The organism is Bradyrhizobium sp. USDA 4474 (assembly GCF_054057515.1).
This window is the reverse complement of sequence record NZ_JBSRZJ010000002.1, coordinates 5,122,612-5,140,025: the sequence shown is the minus strand read 5'-3', so window position 1 is coordinate 5,140,025 and position 17,414 is coordinate 5,122,612. Positions and strand designations below refer to the sequence as shown.

Here is a 17,414-nt window from a genome sequence, read left to right as displayed (position 1 = left end):
CCTATAGAGACGACATGTGCATCGGCTCTGGATAGTACCTGAAACCATCGCCGTCCCTTCCTACATGACCAACCCCAGGCCAGGGGAAATGATAAGACATAAACGGCGTCTTGTTTGCGGCCAACATATCCAAGACTCTGACGCGTGATTGTGCCGACAACTTTGGATCAGTGTCGAAGGCAAACTCCATCTTCGGCTTTTCGAACAAGAGCACAGGGTGGTGCGTCAGGTCTCCGCCATAGCAGAACGATTTTCCCGCCGACTCAATCATGAAGCAGTGATGCCCCACAGTGTGACCGGGCGCGGCAATTGCGTGTATCCCTGGCAGGAACTGCTCTCCATCCTTAAAGAACACGATCCGGTCGCGCACCGGCGGCAGATTGCGGATTGCGGCCTTCACCAAACCATCGACGTCAGTGCCAAGCTTGCTCTTGTCGGTCCAGAACTCGTAGTCAGCCTGGCTGATATAGATCTGAGCGTTCGGAAATGTTGGTTTGTCATCATCGCTCCAAATACCACCGACGTGATCCCAATGAGCGTGAGAGCACACGACGGCATCAATATCCTCGAGGGCGATCCCGGCCGCTGCAAAGCTACTTCTCAAACGACCGGTAGTAGGACCGAACTGCTTGAGCGACCCCATACCCGTGTCGAAAAGCACAAGTTTGTTGCCGAGATTGACGACCGGGGCATTTTGCTCGAGAACGACGTCGTCGATCGGGAGGAAACTCTTCTCCAGCATCTGCACGACCTCTTCCTTTGGCACCCCTAGAAAACTTTCACGCGGATCGCCAAGTGGAAGTGGGCCATCGGACAGGACGGTAACCTGCGCTTCACCGAGTGCGAAGCGATAGTAGGACGGTGCCTGCTTATCAAACTTGATTACCTTCGCCTCGCCGGGCGTAGCGGCCGGTCCTGTTAGTATCGCTCCGCCGAGCCCGCCCGCAGCTCCCTTGACCAGATCACGGCGACTGACTCGCGAGTGGTTAGACCTCGATTCCATTTTGTCGCTCCCACAGAATGATATTTGCGTCTTGAAATTATGCGCACTAAACCGCGATCATACCGCCGTCGACCACCAGTTCAGACCCGGTCATATAGCTGGATCCGTCGGAGGCCAAAAAAGTGAGTGCTGCCGCGACTTCAGAGCATTCTCCGGGTCTTGCCATAACCGTGCTTCCCAGAATGAGCCGTGTCTGATCCGGATCTGAGAAGTAATCTTCATTGAGCGGGGTCCTGATTGTCCCCGGATGAATTGAGTTTACTCTGATCCGATACTGCCATAGGTCGACAGCAGCAGCCTTGGTCAACATGCGGATCGCGCCTTTCGTGGCGCAGTAGCCGCTCATGCCGGGCATATTCGCCACGATACCTGACACCGAGGAAACGTTGACAATCGAGCCGCCACCGGCCTGCCTCATACTGGGAACGATCAACTTGCATCCGAGAAACGTCCCGGCGACGTTCACGTCGTACAGTCTCTTGAAGTCAACGAGAGAGAGACTCTCGATCGTCTTCCGAATCAGTATCCCGGCATTGTTGACGAGGACATTGACGCATCCGAAAGCGCGCTGTGCCTCCTTGATGACATTGATCCATGACCCTTCATCAACTACATCATGGGCGACGAAGATGGCTTTGCCTCCCGATGACGATATCTCGCTGGCGACCCGGGCACCGTTGTCCCTGTCAACGTCGGTTAGCACGACTGCCGCATGTTGCTTCGCAAATTCGCGAGCGTGAACTTCCCCCATTCCCTTGGCCGCTCCGGTAACTATGGCAATCTTGCCTTCGAGCATATTCGTATCCCCCTATTCAGGACGCCTGTTGCACGTCGAGCCCGGTCAAATCCCTGTCGTGTTCAGGCACACGGCATAGATTGAAGTGCTTGCCGCCATGAACAATCTATTCTTGTGGCGGCCGCCGAAGCAGATGTTCGCACAGGTCTCAGGAAGATGTACTTTCCCGATCAGCGCGCCTTCCGCAGAATAGCAGCGAACCCCGTCCTCGACAGGATCGGCCCATCCCATACTGCACCAGATGTTTCCGTGAACGTCGACGCGAAGTCCATCAGTGAAACCAGGAGCAAACTCGTCTGCAAACACGGACCCGTTCTTCAAGCGTCCATCAACTACATCGAACTGGCGAATATGGGAGGGGCCGCCGTCGGTGATGCCGCTGTCGACCACGTAGAGCCGAGACTCGTCAGGCGACATCGCCAGGCCGTTCGGCCTGACGAAGTCGTCAGCGACCACCGTAGTGAGCCGCTCGGATCGAGTCTATAGACCGCTCGAGGGAGCTCGGCTTCCTGCTTGATGCCTTCATAGTCGCTATCAATTCCGTATCCCGGGTCGGTGAACCAGACGGCGCCATCCGACGTCACGATGACGTCGTTGGGGGAGCTAAGACGTTTTCCCTCATAACGATCCGCGAGTACCGTTATGTTGCCGTCCAACTCCGTTCTGGTGACGCGCCTGAGATGCTCGCAGCTCACGAGGCGTCCAGCCCCGTCGCGGGTATGGCCATTGGCGTAGTTTGAGGGACTTCGGTATATTCCTAAATGTCCATCGGACTCGAGCCATCGGTAGATGCGATTGTTCGGGATATCGCTGAATAGAAGACAGCCGCTGTCGCCGAAATAGACCGGACCTTCTACCCAGCCGAAGCCGGTTGCAAGGCGCTCAATCGGCGCATTGCCTATTTTGTAGGTAAATCGCCTATCCAGCACCTCAACGCCGGCGACCGGATACCGCGAGCTATTTTCAATCGGGCCGAGAGCAAAACCCACAGCAGATTCTCCTCGCCCTAGCCTTCTTTCAACCGCCCGCCAAACTTGTCGGCACACACAGCCATCAGGATGATCGCGCCGATCACGACCTGATGCCAGAAGGTGTTGACGTTCAGAATATTGAGGCCGTTGCGTACCACGGCCATGAGGATCGCACCGGCTGCGGTACCCAACAGAGACGCCTTTCCTCCGGCTAGACTCGTTCCTCCCATGACCACGGCTGCGATCACGTCCAGTTCATATCCCTCGCCAGCCTCCGGCATCGCCGCTTCAAGGCGAGATGTGAGAAGAACACCCGAAAGAGCCGCCAGAAATCCCGTCAGGGCGTACACGGTGATCTTGATGCGATCGATCCTTATACCGACCAGACGCGCGGCTTCGGGGTTGCTGCCAATCGACAGGGTGTAGCGCCCAAACCGCGTCTGATAGAGCAGAAAATAGATCGCCAAAAACGTCGCGATGGTGATTATCACCGGCATTGGTACAAGCCAGACGAAGCCTTGTCCGAACACCTGAAAGGTCGGGGTAGACAAACCCGTGAGCGGAATGCCTTCAGTGTAGACCATGATCAAACCGCGCGTCATGACCATCATCGCCATGGTTACAATGAAGTCGGCAATCCTGACTTTCGCGACCAACACACCGTTTACAATTCCGATCAGCGTTCCAGCGGCGAGACTTGCCGCGACGCTGGCGAATGGATTGAATCCGCGGTTCATGAGATCCGCAGCGATTAGACCCGTGAAGGCAAGGGTCGAGCCGACCGAAAGATCTATGCCGCGCATGGCGATCACGAGCGTCGCGCCGAATGCTATGATTGCGACGAAAACGGCCTGGCGCGTGATATCCGTGAGATTTCCCAGACTCAGGAAACGCGGCGACGCCAAGCCGAGCGCGGCGATCAACACGATCAATGCGATCAAGATGCCACTACCGCCCCCGGAGAGCTTGAACCTTGAGCCGAGCGATTTCACGTCCAGAGTTTGAGCCGACAACCTATCCTCCACGATTCCCCTCATATGTCCGTTGAATTGAAAGCGAGGCGATAGTCTCTTCGCTCGTGGAAGACGCATCCAGAATTCCGGCAGCTTCTCCCTCGAACATCACGAGAATCCGGTGGCACAGTCCGATCAGCTCCGTGCTATCGGATGACACGACGATGATCCCTTTGCCCATCCGAGAACTGGCTACGATCAACTGGTAGACGTCTGCCTTGGCCTTGATGTCGATTCCGCGGGTCGGCTCCTCGAGCAGCATCACTTCGGGCTCGGTCAATAGCCATCTTGCAAGCAGCACTTTTTGCTGGTTGCCGCCGCTCAAGCGCCCGATCGGCTGGTGAGGACCTTCGGATTTAATTCCCATCTCTTTGATATATTTGATGCACCAGCTTCGCTCCGCGCGTCGATTTAGGCGGATGCCGCCGAGCTTGGGCAGACTAGGAGCAGTCAAATTCCACCCGACGCTGTGTTCGGCAAAAATGCCTTGCGTCTTTCGTTCGGCGGGAAGAAACGCAATGCCGCTGCGCATCGCGGATGATATCGAATCGATCGCGACTGGCTTCCCTTTCAGGGAAATATTGCCAGCATCTGCTGCCCCATCTCCAAACAATGCCCTTACGAGGGAGCTCTTGCCTGATCCCTCCAATCCCGCGATGCCTAAAATCTCTCCTTCACGTAGGTTGAAGCAAATGTCTTGGAAGGCTCCTTTTCGAGAGAGCCCTTCTACCCTGAGGATTGGATCCACGCCTGGACTCGTCTTGGCCGGGAATTGCTTTCCAAGCGAGCCGCCGATCATCAGGCTGATCACTTTGCTAACGTCAAGCGCCGATGCCGGCAGGTCCGCGACGCACGCTCCATCGCGCAAGACGATCACGCGATCACAGATCGTCAGGACCTCGTCCAGCTTATGGGATACGTATATGACGGATTTACCTGCCCGCTTGAGGTCGTTGATGATCCTTACAAGCCGCTCTCTCTCCGCTCTTTCGAGTGCTTCGGTTGGCTCGTCCATGATTAGGATGTTCGCGTTCGAATTCAACGCCCGAGCGATCTCTACGATCTGGCGCTGGGCAAGCGTGAGTGAGCCGACCGGGCAAGCGAGGTCCAGTTCGACATTCAGCACCTGGCTCAAGATCTGCTGCGCGCGGTCGCGCATAGTCTTTTTTCGAAGTGGCGAAGTGAGCTTTGGCGTCGCGCCAATTGAGATTTCACGGCCGATGAAGATGTTTTCGACGGCATTCAGATCGGGAAATAGACTCAACTCCTGGTAGATGATACTTATTCCAACTCGCTGGGCATCCGCCGGCTCGCGAATATCGACGCGTACGCCGTTGACCTCGACTTCTCCTTGGTCAGGGACGTGAGCGCCGGCTAGAATTTTCATCAGCGTGGATTTGCCGGCACCGTTTTCCCCGACCAGGCCGAGCACTTCGCCTTTGGCGAGGGTCATCGAAACATTGAACAACGCGTTGGTCGCGCCGAATCTCTTTCCGACGCCCGTGATTTTCAGAGCTTGTTCCGATTGACTCATTAGAGAGATCCTTCCAACGTAGAGAGCCGCGCAACGCGCGGCTCTCTCCTCAGCCACTACTTCGTAGACTTCGCGACGTAGATGTAGTCGGACGGATTGAACGTGCCGATGTTGTTGGCATCGTATGTCTTCGGAGCGACGAAGATCTTCTTCGGAACGCCCTCGCCCTTCATGACGAACTGTTCGACGGCACGGACTATATTGCGCCCTTCTTCCTTGGCGCCGGTATCCACCGTCGCGGCAAAGTCGCCGACCTTGATCGCGTCATTGGCTTCCTTCATGTTCTCGTACCCAACGATCGCGATCTTGCCGTTCAGCTTCCTTGCCTTCAGCGCCTGGAGGCCGCCCAACGCCATCTCGTCGTAGAGCGCGACGAGAATGTCGATGTCCGGATGCGCGGTGAGCATGTTCTCCGTCACGCTGAGACCTTGCGCTCGCACCCAGCCGGCAGGCTGCTTCGCAACAATCTTGAGGTTCGGGTATTTCGAGATGATCTCATTGAAGCCCTTCATGCGCTGAGCCGTATGCGGTCCGGGCAGCCCTTCCAAGATGGCGATTTTGACGTCGCCCTTGTCCTTGTAGTGGTCTACGATCCACTGGGCTTGAGCACGTCCACCGTCGCTTTGGTCGTATCCGATATCACTCACATAGTATGGATCGTCGGCGACGGGCGAATTGAACAGGAACACGGGAATGCCGGCCTCAGTCGCCCGCCGGATCAGGGGTTCCAACGCGCCCTCGTTGTAGAGAGCGACAGCGATCGCGTCGACGTGCTCGTTGATCCAAGCCTCCATCGTGCGGACTTGATCGTCCGTCGCGGACTGGCTCTTTGGCGCCTGAACGAGCAACTGGATCGTGCCAGGTCCGCCTAACTTGTCGATCTCCTCCTTAACGCCAGCCAAGACCCGTTGATAGTAGGTGTCCATGGCCGTCGGCAGGAAGCCGACCTTGAGTGGCCGATTGCTCTTGGCTTGCGGCTTCGCCTCCTTACCGGTCGCCGGAATCACTTTGTCCATGAGAATTCCGGGAAATACGGCGCCGTAGTCAGCGGCACGCGTCACCCCCGGAACGATCATCGCCGCCATAAAGGCAGCAGCAAACGGCACGCTAATAGAACGTCTCATGTTTCCCCTCCGATGTTTTTTCCGTACTGCACTTGCTGCACGCGCAAAGCGCGGGCAGCCCTCGCCGAACGCTCCGCCCACGCGGAGCGTCGCAAACGATCCGTTTCGCTCGATGCGTTGTCCTGCCGCTACTCTTTCAGATTGCGGAGGATTTCCCTCAAGAGCCGCCAAATTGGTTCGACAGTCGTGTGATTGAGGCGCTCTCGGGTCGTATGGACGTCGAACGCCTCGGGCCCGATCGAGATCATGTCGATACCGGGAATTTTCTTGTTGAAGAGGCCGAGTTCGAGACTCGAGTGGGACACCTCTACATGCGGCTTGACCTTGAAGGTCTCCTCATAGGCGCGGGTCGCCACAGCCAAGAGCTTCGAGTCCTTATTGTAAGGCCACTCGGGGCAATCGGCGAACGTCGTAACCTTTGTTCCGCGTCCCATCAGTGCAGCCAGTCGCTCGATGCGTTTCAGGATCGCGTACCGTCGCGAACTGATCGCACTCGGAATGGTCGAAACAATCTCCACCTCCTCGTCGCTTGTCGACAGCAAGGCGATCGTATTCGAGCTCTCTACCAGGTTGGCAATGGTGAGGCTCATGCTCTGGACGCCATTCGGCGTGAGCGTGATGGCCTGCACGGCCGAGTTGGCGGTGACGTCCGAGAAGACACGCTCCACAGCTTCAGTGTGGCGCTCCAACCCGACCTCGAGCTTGGGGTCGCTGACGAGGAACTCTTTTTTGAGATCCGCCGAAACACTCCTGACGATTTCGTTCGCGCGGTCCAAATCAGCTTGATGCAGGAGCAGGATCGCTTCGGCATCGCCGGGGATGACGTACCGATTGACGCCTCCTTTAACTAAGGCAAGCCTTGTCGGCAGCTCATCGATGAGCGCGCCAAGGAGTCGGGCGAGAAGGACGATCGCATTCGCACGTTCGAGATGAATGTCGAACTCCGAGTGACCGCTGCTGAGCCCTTTCACGAACGCGCGCAGGGTCGTGAGGCCAGCCGGCGGTTTCTGCCATTCGATGGGAATCCGGAAGCGGGCCGAGATATCGCCCGCGCAACCCGCGAATAGGCTCTTGGGATCGTGCCAGTTAAAATCGATCAACCGCTTCGCAGTGAGGCGAGAGGCGTCGAAATGCTGCGCACCCCCCTTTCCCACTTCCTCCTGCACAGTGAGTACGACCTCCAAGGGAGGATGTGGAATATCCGTCGAGTCCAGCACCGATAAGGCGAGGGCGACGCCCACCGTGTTGTCCGCGCCGAGGGTCGTGCCCGTGCCATGAATGAAGTCACCATCGATGCGGAGTTTAATGCCCTCCTTCTCGAAATCGTGGTCCACGCCTTCATCGCTTTCGCACACAATATCGGTATGACCGTGGAAGATTACGGGAGCTGCGCTCTCGTACCCACGCGTACCAGGCTTCTTCACGAGGATATTGTGAATGTCGTCTTGAAAGTATTCGAGCCCACGATCTCGCGCGAACCTGGCTATATAGTCGCTCACCTGCTTCTCGTTGTACGAGCCTCGCGGGATGCGGCTGATCTCTTCAAAATAGCGAAAGAAGATTTCGGGTTTAAGGCCGGAAAGGACGTCGTTCGTCTGACCACCAACGGCTCGGTTCTCGGTCCGTCGTCCGTTCACACTATCGGTCAAGGTCTGGTGCGCAGACATCATCTTCCTCCCATCTTCCGGCGCCGCTTAGATGCGCTCGCTTCAGACTATGATGATAAGAACTATAAATTTCGCATCAAACGAATTACTTGCCCAGTTAGGTGAACCGCATTCATGCGAGTACGCTCAAGGCAAGGAGCAACTCTGGGTGATTGACACACCGGAGCCAGGCTTTTCATCCGCTTGGGTGAAAGCCGAGGATGACGACCCATCTGCCAACTCGACAGAAGGGCCCTTAAATGTCATTGGTGATTTATGACCGCCACGAGTAGCGTTGCTGGGTTGATAAACGCTTCCGCTGCGCCTGCCTTGGGCCGATCCACCAGCGTGCGACCGTGGGACACAGGTCAAAGCAGGCGCAATCCTAGGAGTTTCGAACGGAATATTGCTCACCGCCGATCCGGGCCCAAGCGATTTGCCGCACGGAATCGAGAACAGAGGCGGAGGCCTGCCCTTCGAGGGACGTCGTCCTGCGCAAAGCGCGAATCAGGTCAGAGGATGAAATCTGTATGGATGAAGCTAGAATGGTGGCCTTCGACAACCGCATTGAGGATATCGCGCGCGGGCGGCGTGTATTTCGCTGCCACCATGGAGCGGATAGAAAACGAGCGCAGCGCATCAGTAACCGACAGCGTACCTTCGGCGGAGTCCTTCCTTCCGGTGAAAGGAAACACATCGGGTCCGCGCTGGCACTGACAGTTAATGTTCACGCGACAGACCTGATTGACGAGCGAGTCCGCCATCCGACCTATTAGGCTAGGATCTCGCGCAAACAGGCTGACCTGTTGACCGTGGTCCGAGGTCGCAACGTAGTCAAGTGCAATATCAGGATCGTCGAAGCGCATTATTGGGACTAATGGACCAAACTGCTCTTCGCGATACAATCGCATTGCCGGCGTGACCGGATACAAAACCGCCGGATAAAACAGAGTGCCGGCTGCCCGCGCCTCCCCCCGAATTGCAAACGCGTGCGCCGAGGCTGACGGCATCATCGAGCAGCGCAGTCATCTGTCTCGCCTTTTCCAGAGTCGGTAACGGCGTCAAGGTCACCCCAGATTCCCATGGCATTCCAACTCTAAGTTCGTCCAGACGCTGAACGAACTCCGAGATAAACGCTTGTTCAATATCGCGATGAAGGAGTAGCATCTTCAGAGCCGTACAGCGCTGACCATTGAACGTGAGTGCTCCCATCAGACATTCGCGCGCAGCAAGTGCTATGTCGGCATCAGGCATGACGATTGCGGCGTTCTTGGCATCGAGTCCAAGAACTGCGCGCAGACGGTTCGTCTTTGGATGGACTTTCTTGAGATGATCCGCTACCCGGCTCGAGCCGATAAGCGTCAGCACATTCACCTGCCCAGTACCAAGGAGGGCAGGAATGATTTCGGCTCCCTCGCCGTAAGCAAAGTTGATAGCGCCAGCCGGGAATGCATCACGAAACGCTTCCAATAGCGGCTCGAATAATAGAACGCCGTTGCGCGGCGGCTTGAACACGACGGTATTGCCCATGATCAGGGCAGGAACCAGCGTCGCAAACGTCTCGTTGAGCGGATAGTTGTAGGGCCCCATGCACAGAACAACGCCCAATGGCGTCCTGCGCACTAGGCCGACCGCCCCATCGACGATCTGGAACTGCGAATTGGCATTATCGAGGTTGCGTAGAGCTTCGATGGTTTGCCTGATGTACTCGATCGTTCGATCAAACTCCTTTTCCGAGTCAGCAAGCGTCTTTCCTATCTCCCACATGATAAGACGCGAGACGAGTGTTCGACATTCGCTCATACGGGCGACGAATTTCTGCATCGCGGCGAGACGATCTGCAACGCGCATCGTCGGCCAGACGCCACGACCGTTGTCGTAGGCGGCTACCGCTGCGTCGAGTGCGGCGAGAGCCGATTCGACTTTCCCTGACGGATGGCTACCTAACCGCATCTGCGTCAATTCGCCATCGCTCCCCCGCACGAGTACAGGCGAGAGGACGTTCTTAGTCGGCCCCGTCCAATCGTGGAGCTCGCCACCAACCAGGATTCTGCGCTGCTCGACGGGTGCAATCGCAACTTCGCGCAAGCCAGGATCATCAGCGGTAGGAAACAATCGATTCAGATGGCCGAAATCCATAACACCTCCAGAAAACAATTCTTCGCTGTCACATTCGGTTCATTGGTCCTGGAGGTTCTGAATATGATTAGGCCGCAGGCGGCCCTACGACATTCTTCAAACGGCCGCTCCAAAATGCTTCAATGTTGTCTACCAACTGATCCGCGAGCGACTGGACGGCCTCTCGACTTGCCCATGCCACATGCGGGGTAAGAATGAAGTTCGGCAGATCGGTCAAACGCACGAGCGGGTGATCGTCGGGCGGAGGCTCGACGGTAGCAACATCAAATCCAGCGCCGGCAATGTGCCCACAGCGAAGAGCTTCAGCCAAGGCAGCTTCGTCCACAAGGCCGCCTCTTGCGGTATTTATTAGCAAGGGTCTGCGGTCCATCAGCGCGAACTCGGGAGCAGCGATCATGTTTCGCGTGGCGGACGTAAGGGGTGCGTGGAGGGTGATCACATCGCTCATGCGCAGGACGTCTTCGAATGGCGTGTACAGCGGTCCCATTCCAGAGATACCCTTGTAGGACGAGAAGAGGACTCGCATTCCGAATGCGCGACCGATGTCCGCAACCGCTCTGCCCAACGCGCCATCGCCAATGATGCCAAGAACCGATCCGGCCAGGTCGCGGATCGGATGATCGAAGTAGCAGAACTGGCCGGATGCCGACCAGCGACCAGAACGCACGGAATCCCTGTAAGCGACTAGGCTTCTGCGTAATGCCAGCAGCAGTGCAAAGGTGTGTTCGGGGACGGTATTTGTCGCGTAGTTCCGGATGTTCGATACGGTTATGTCTCTCGCAGCGCAGGCCGAAAGATCCACGATATCGGTCCCCGTTGCCGCGACAGCGACGAGCTTGAGATTGCGCGCCCTAGCGACCGTTGCTGCGCTCAGCGGCACCTTGTTGGTGATGATGATATGCGCGTCTGCCACTCTATCGCCGATCTCATCTGGCTTCGTGGCAGAAAACTCGCGCAAGTCGTGCGGGAAAGCGAATGGTCGCAGGTTGACTTGAGACGGCATGGTGTCGCGATCGAGAAACACGATCTTGGCCAATTGGTTATGAATCATCTTTCGTCCCTCTGCCGAACAGTACAAACTTCCGGATCCGATAGCGCGTCACTGCGGCGATCTAGCGCGCGGCGAGAAATCAACCAACGTCAGCGGCGGTTCTCCCACTATATGGGACGATGCTTCCGATGAGATAAAACGAAAAATACCTCCGGATAGATGATTTCTGGTCAACTGATCTGGAAAGTCTCGATGCCTCGCAGATGTTCTTTTGTGCTCGTGCCGCGGCGTTGAGGCTCGACCTCGACTGAAAGGAGCGCACTCAGCCTTTCATGCGCCGCCGGCGAGATCCATGGGGGAATCATCTGCGATGCAGCCTAGCGGCAGCTTCAGTTCGTCCTTCCTACTAATCAGGGTCGACCTTCGAGTAGGTCGTTACGCGCTTGTCGACCACCCATGGGGAAACCAACCGGTCGAAGCTCCGGAAATGTTCGGTGGCGAGATGAGCGTCGAAGGCGTCTTTGACGTCGTAAAGTTCGTAGAGGAAGACCTCAGCCCCCTCCTTCGCCTCACAGACTTCGAAAAGACGGCATTGCGGCTCGAGCTTGAGAGAATCGGCAGCGTTCTTCGACATTGCTTTGCGGAAATCCGCCCGGTATTCGGCCTTGATCGAGAAGCTAACGGTGACTACGAACCCTCCCGTCATGCGACCTCCTTCATGGCGCTCGAAAGTGCCGCGATCGTTTCACGGGTAACCGTGGCGCAGCCCGCCGTGCCGCCAAGCTCCATCGGAACGGCGCCGGAAGACAGCGCGATTTCGACCGCACTCTCGATCAAGCGCGCTCGTGTCTCGAGGCGAGGTTCATTGTGTTTTTCGGCGAGCCAGTCGAGCATCATCGCTGCCGATAGGAACATCGCGCAGGGATTTGCCTTTCCTTGGCCTGCGATGTCCGGCGCTGTGCCGTGAGCCGGCTGGAACAGGGCATGCTTATCGCCGACGTCGGCGGAAGGAGCCATCCCCATGCCTCCGATCAAACCCGCGGCGAGATCCGAAAGGATGTCGCCGAACATGTTCTCCGTCACCATGACATCGAGCGTCCACGGCTTCTTCACCATGGTGAGAGCCATGGCGTCCACGTAGGCGTGATCCGCTTCGATACCGCTGTGCTGAGCCGCCACTTCGCCGAAAACTTTTCGAAAGAAGGCCATCGAGGCAAACACGTTGGCCTTGTCGACGCAGGTGACTCTGGCTCTCTTGCCGCGCGCTCGCCGTCGCTCGGCAACACGGAAGGCGAAATCGCTGACTCGCGCCGTTCCAGTCCGGCTGATGTGCATCGTATCATAGGCATCGCGATCGTCGATCAGCTCTCCCTTACCCCTGGCATAGAACAGTCCTTCCGTCTGTTCTCGGATAAGCACGAAGTCGATGTCGCGCGCCCGGGGGTCCGACAGAACGTTAGGCAGCCCCGGAAACCAGCGAATGGGTCTGACGCCGGCGTAAAGATCCAGCGCCATACGCAGATCCAGCTGCGGAATAATCTCAGTACCGTCCGCATGCCTGATATCCGGCCACCCCATTGCCCCGAACAGGACGGCGTCCGCCTTTCGGCAGGCATCGAGCGTCATGTCCGGCAAGGCTTCGCCGCTCGTCGCGTAATATTGGGCGCCCGCGTTCCAGATCGTGGTTTTTAGGGCCGGCCCTCCGGCTGCCTTGGTTTCGACGGCCGCCAGCAATTCCAGACAGGCCGCCATCACTTCGCGTCCTATGCCGTCGCCGGGGAGTACCGCAATATCCAGGTAGTTCGATGAGGTGGTCAAAGGGCGTCTCCATATCTGCGTTCAAGTCGGAATGATCGCGCCGGCATGCGAGCGTTACGCCGACGTGGACAGGCAATATGCTGGCCGGACGGCGAGTATACCACTTTCGAATGCGATAACGCATGCATTAATGTACAGTAACCCGACCGCGCGCTTGTCGCAAGCACCGACGGTGGGATTCTCGATACCCAAGACGCAGATTCGTCGAATCGGAGCGCCTATCATCCACGCATTTTTTGAGGGAAGATCAGACACGCGCTTCTCTTTTTCCGCGGAGCGTGCCTAGTCTGGGCCGCAAAGCACATGGTGCCTCGAAACTCGTTTGTCGCACCGGAAGAACGCACAAGAACGACACATAGCGGGCCGTAATGACCACCAAGCCTCAAAGAAATTCGCCCGATCGCAAGGCAATCGAACGGAAACTCCCGCCGCGAGGACGCTCGGGAGCAACGCCCTCACGCGGAACTCGATCGAACCAGGCAGACGTCGCCTATTCCCGCCTGCGGGAGCTTATCCTGAGTGGCGGGATCGCTCCGGGCAGCTTCGTTCTCGAACTCGAGGCGGCGGCTCGGCTGGGTATGAGCCGTACTCCCGTGAGAGAGGCAATGGTCAGACTGCGCGCGGAGGGTATCGTCGAGATACGCGCCAGACACGGAATGCGCGTTCTCCCAGTCTCTGCCGACGACATGCGCGAGATATACGAGGTGATTACAAGCCTGGAGTCCACGGCGGCCGGGCTCGTTGCCAAGCGCGGGATCGATGCAGACGCACTGTCCTCGCTCAACAAAGCCGTCAAGGCCATGGACGCCGCGCTGGAGCGGGACGATCTGGAGCGATGGGCGCAGGCGGACGAGGACTTCCATCGGACACTGATCAATAGCTGCGGTAATGGCCGCCTGATTCAGACCGTCGATCAATTTTGGTCGCAAGCACATCGCGCGCGCCTGCTGACTTTGCGACTTCGGCCCAAACCCACGCAGTCGAACCGCGAACATGCCGCCCTCGTCAAAGCCATCGCCAAGGGCGATGCGGAAGCCGCGGTGCGCATCCATCGGGAACACCGCGAGCGGGCGGGGCGTCTTCTGACCGACCTCTTGGCCAAGATCGGCTAGGTCGTGGCGGCTCTCGGAAGTTGCTGCGCGCCCGGCAAAACGGGCGCGCATCGGCCTCAAGATGCGGTTCCCAGACTCGTCTGTGCCGTCGCCGGCATCGACCGCGAGCGTTGCCGTAGGAAATATGCGACAGACACGGCCACGCAAACGCCCCAGATCGCCGCGACGCAGTAGATCCCCAGGTCGAGGGTTTTGGTGGACTGGGTGAGGTATCCGATTATGAACGGCGAGAAGAAGCCCGCCGTCAGGCCAATGGAGTTGATGAAGGCTATTCCAGCGGCTGCGGAGATGCCCTTGAGGGCTGCGGTCGGGAGGCTCCAGAACACGGGCAGCGTGGCCATGACGCCGCCGAGAGCCATGCTCAGTCCCAGGAGAACCATAACAAGGCTGTCCTTGAACCAGATGCTGATCAGGAAGCCCAGGATGCCGAACAGACAGCTTCCGACAAAGTGCAGACCTCGCTCCCTCTTGCGGTCCGAACTGCGGCCGACCAGGAGCATCACGACGACCGCTCCGGCGTACGGGATCGCGGAGTAGATTCCAAGTTGGACGGTGTCGGTCACGCCCGCCCCCTTTATGAGGGAGGGCAAATAGAAGAACACCCCCGACTGTGCGAGCACGATGCCGAAGAGAATGACGGCCAGCATGAGCACGTCGATGTTCTTGAAGACCCCGGCAATTCCGAGCGCCGGCTTCCTGGTGTTCTCCGATTCGATGTTTGCGCGCAGGCGAACCTTCTCGTCCCGCGTCAACCAAGGCGCATCCTCAATGTTGTCCCTGAGCTTGTACCAGACGACGAACGCCAAAACGACGGCAGGAAGGCCTTCCAGAATGAACATCCATTGCCAACCGGCGAGTGAACCTGCGCCGTGCATGTTCGCGATGATTAACCCAGAGAGCGGTGCACCGAAGATACCCGCGAGCGGCGCGGCCAGATAGAACAGCGAAGTGACGGTCGCGCGACGTTCCGTGGGGTACCAGCGCATCATGTAGAAGATGACGCCGGGAAACAGACCCGCCTCGCCGATTCCGAGTGCGATGCGCAGGATGTAGAACGAGTATTCCGACCAGACGAGGGCCATTCCCATCGAGATCAGACCCCAGGTCAGGAGAATTCGAGCCAGCCAACGTCGCGGACCGAAGTAGTGGAGCAGTAGATTGCTGGGAACTTCCGATGCCGCATAACCAAGGAAGAAAAGGCCGGCACCAAGCCCGTAGATGGCTTCGTTGAGACCGAGTTGCCCCATCATTTGCGGCTTGGCGAACGCGATGTTGATCCGGTCCAGATAGGAGACTGTGTAGCAGGTGATCAGCAACGGCATTACATGGCGCGTCACCTTCTTGTAGAGCGGATCGTCCTTGGGATCTTGAGCGGGCATTTCCAAGCTCATCTGCTATCCTCCTTCGCAATCTTTACAGCATTCTTTAATGTATGCATTATTGTCACAATTGCAGAAACGAGCCGCTGCTGCAAGGGTTTTCCCGAGCCAGGTTACGCGGCACCTTGGCGAGTAAAGAACGATGTGAGAAAGGGATACGATGCCCGAGGAATTCGACTATATTATCGTCGGGGCTGGAGCCGCCGGTTGTGTCCTGGCAAATCGCCTCTCGGCCGACGGCAGTTCGAGCATCTGCGTTCTCGAGGCCGGCCCCGCGGATCGCAATCCGTTCATCCACATACCAGCAGGCTTCATCAAGACGCTCTTTGACCCTTCCTGCACCTGGCAGTTCAAGACCGAGCCAACGGCGCTAACTGGCGGTAGGGCTATCTCGACGACGCAAGGCCGTACGCTCGGAGGCGGCTCGTCCATCAACGGCATGGTTTACAACCGTGGGCAACCGGCGGACTTCGACGGATGGGCCCAACGCGGCAACCGGGGCTGGGGATGGAACGATGTTCTGCCTTACTTCCGCCGTTCGGTTCGCAGGATCGGAATTGAGGGTGATCCACCGATCGACGACGGCATTCCCGTAAGCCGCATGGATTGGATTCACCCGGCTTCCGAGGCGTTCATCCGGGGCTGCGCTGGCTTGGGAATTCCGCTCAACGCTGACTACAATGGGGGACGGCAAGAGGGCGTAGGATATTTCCAGCGCACGATAAACAGAGGGCTGCGTATCAGCAGCGCGAAAGCGTTCCTAAAACCGGCACTTGGTCGAACAAATCTCGATTTGAGGACGGGGGCGCGCGCATGTGAAGTGGTCATCGAATCGGGACGGGCTGTAGCGGTCCGCTACTTGAGGGGACGTGGCGATGCGCCCCTTGAGGTGCGGGCGCGCCGCGAAGTCATTGTATCCAGCGGTACTGCGAACACCGCGCGCCTATTGCAGATTTCGGGCATCGGCCCTTCGGATCTGCTTCGCAGCATCGGTGTGGAAGTTCGGCACGAGCTCAAGGGGGTCGGCGAGAACTTTCGCGATCATTACGCCGTGCGGGTCGTGGTACGAGCCAGGAAGGGTACGATCACCCTCAACGAGTTGTCGCGCGGCTACCTATTGGGGGGCCAGATCGCCCGATGGGCAATGGGACGGCCGACCATCCTTGCGACCACACCTTCGCAGGTCCATGTATTCTGGAAGTCCTTCGACGGTCTAGATACGCCAGATTTACAATGTGTCTTTACGCCCGGCTCCTACAAGCAGGGGGAGGTCTACGTTTTGGACGACTACCCGGGATTCACGGCAGGCGCCTGGCCCCACCGGCCGCAGAGTTCTGGCTATGTACGCGCGCGATCGGTCGACGTTTTCGACGATCCCATTCTTCAGCCCAACTACCTCGCCGAGCCGGCCGACCGGCACGCCACGCTCGGTGGCCTACGGCTGATCCGACGACTGCTGTCGACGCCCGAGATGACGAACTTCGTTTCCCACGAGACGCTTCCGGGGCCTGACGTGCGATCGGACGACGAATTGCTGGACTTCGCCTACCGGAACGGGAGCACGTGCTACCATCTCGTGGGCACCGCCCGCATGGGCCCGGCAAGCGATCCGGGCGCTGTAGTCGACAACGAACTTCGCGTGCACGGCCTGTCGGGTCTGCGGATCGTCGACGCATCGGTCATGCCGATGATGCCATCGGCCAACACTTACGCTGCGACGCTAATGATCGCCGAAAAGGCCTCGGACTTGATCCGCGGCAAAAGCGCCGCCGGCTCGGATTTGGCGGCATGACGGCCTCCTTTCGAGAAAAATGGCCGCTGCCGAGGGCAGCGGCCAAGTTCTCCAGGGGAGGAAAGCAGACGACCGGCCTGCCAGCGGAAAGGACAC

Annotated in this window: 12 protein-coding genes and 2 pseudogenes; 2 read left to right on the top strand and 12 right to left on the bottom strand. The window is 58.0% G+C overall.

Annotation, left to right across the window (positions count from 1 at the left end; translation table 11 throughout):
• Position 1: 1 nt before the first annotated feature.
• The 11 genes and pseudogenes from ACVW16_RS25820 to ACVW16_RS25770 all read right to left on the bottom strand — a co-directional run bounded on the left by ACVW16_RS25820 (position 2) and on the right by ACVW16_RS25770 (position 13,035).
• The gene (locus ACVW16_RS25820; RefSeq protein WP_456701840.1) at positions 2-1,003 is read right to left on the bottom strand and encodes an MBL fold metallo-hydrolase; all 1,002 of its coding nucleotides are present in this window, start codon (positions 1,001-1,003) and stop codon (positions 2-4) included.
• A gap of 46 nt (positions 1,004-1,049) precedes the next feature.
• Positions 1,050-1,799, bottom strand: a complete 750-nt coding sequence (locus ACVW16_RS25815; protein ID WP_456701839.1) for an SDR family NAD(P)-dependent oxidoreductase — start codon at positions 1,797-1,799, stop codon at positions 1,050-1,052.
• A gap of 45 nt (positions 1,800-1,844) precedes the next feature.
• Positions 1,845-2,767, bottom strand: a pseudogene (locus ACVW16_RS25810) (SMP-30/gluconolactonase/LRE family protein).
• 38 nt (positions 2,768-2,805) lie between these two features.
• On the bottom strand, positions 2,806-3,783 hold the full coding sequence (locus tag ACVW16_RS25805) for an ABC transporter permease (RefSeq protein ID WP_456737678.1): 978 nt from the start codon (positions 3,781-3,783) through the stop codon (positions 2,806-2,808).
• 1 nt (position 3,784) lies between these two features.
• Positions 3,785-5,317: a sugar ABC transporter ATP-binding protein gene (locus tag ACVW16_RS25800; RefSeq protein WP_456701837.1), complete on the bottom strand. Its 1,533-nt coding sequence runs from the start codon at positions 5,315-5,317 to the stop codon at positions 3,785-3,787.
• 56 nt (positions 5,318-5,373) lie between these two features.
• Positions 5,374-6,522, bottom strand: coding sequence for a sugar ABC transporter substrate-binding protein (locus ACVW16_RS25795; protein ID WP_456701836.1), 1,149 nt, complete (start codon positions 6,520-6,522; stop codon positions 5,374-5,376).
• Between the two features lie 47 nt (positions 6,523-6,569).
• Positions 6,570-8,108 (bottom strand): aminoacyl-histidine dipeptidase, encoded by a 1,539-nt coding sequence (locus ACVW16_RS25790; RefSeq protein ID WP_456701835.1) that lies wholly within the window; start codon positions 8,106-8,108, stop codon positions 6,570-6,572.
• A gap of 491 nt (positions 8,109-8,599) precedes the next feature.
• Positions 8,600-10,040: pseudogene (locus tag ACVW16_RS25785) on the bottom strand (NADP-dependent glyceraldehyde-3-phosphate dehydrogenase).
• A gap of 253 nt (positions 10,041-10,293) precedes the next feature.
• On the bottom strand, positions 10,294-11,277 hold the full coding sequence (locus ACVW16_RS25780) for a D-2-hydroxyacid dehydrogenase (protein WP_456701833.1): 984 nt from the start codon (positions 11,275-11,277) through the stop codon (positions 10,294-10,296).
• Positions 11,278-11,623: 346 nt separating this feature from the next.
• Complete coding sequence (locus tag ACVW16_RS25775; protein WP_456701832.1) at positions 11,624-11,923, bottom strand: putative quinol monooxygenase; 300 nt, start codon at positions 11,921-11,923, stop codon at positions 11,624-11,626.
• Complete coding sequence (locus tag ACVW16_RS25770) at positions 11,920-13,035, bottom strand: isocitrate/isopropylmalate dehydrogenase family protein (protein WP_456701831.1); 1,116 nt, start codon at positions 13,033-13,035, stop codon at positions 11,920-11,922. The genes ACVW16_RS25775 and ACVW16_RS25770 overlap by 4 nt, the downstream gene beginning before the upstream one ends.
• 368 nt (positions 13,036-13,403) lie before the next feature.
• Here ACVW16_RS25770 and ACVW16_RS25765 point away from each other — a divergent pair, with 368 nt between their 5' ends.
• On the top strand, positions 13,404-14,147 hold the full coding sequence (locus tag ACVW16_RS25765) for a GntR family transcriptional regulator (RefSeq protein ID WP_456705184.1): 744 nt from the start codon (positions 13,404-13,406) through the stop codon (positions 14,145-14,147).
• Between the two features lie 56 nt (positions 14,148-14,203).
• On the opposite strand, the gene ACVW16_RS25760 is transcribed toward ACVW16_RS25765, so the two are convergent.
• Positions 14,204-15,538 (bottom strand): MFS transporter, encoded by a 1,335-nt coding sequence (locus tag ACVW16_RS25760; protein WP_456737675.1) that lies wholly within the window; start codon positions 15,536-15,538, stop codon positions 14,204-14,206.
• Between the two features lie 148 nt (positions 15,539-15,686).
• Here ACVW16_RS25760 and ACVW16_RS25755 point away from each other — a divergent pair, with 148 nt between their 5' ends.
• The gene (locus ACVW16_RS25755; RefSeq protein ID WP_456701830.1) at positions 15,687-17,318 is read left to right on the top strand and encodes a GMC family oxidoreductase; all 1,632 of its coding nucleotides are present in this window, start codon (positions 15,687-15,689) and stop codon (positions 17,316-17,318) included.
• Positions 17,319-17,414: the final 96 nt, after the last annotated feature.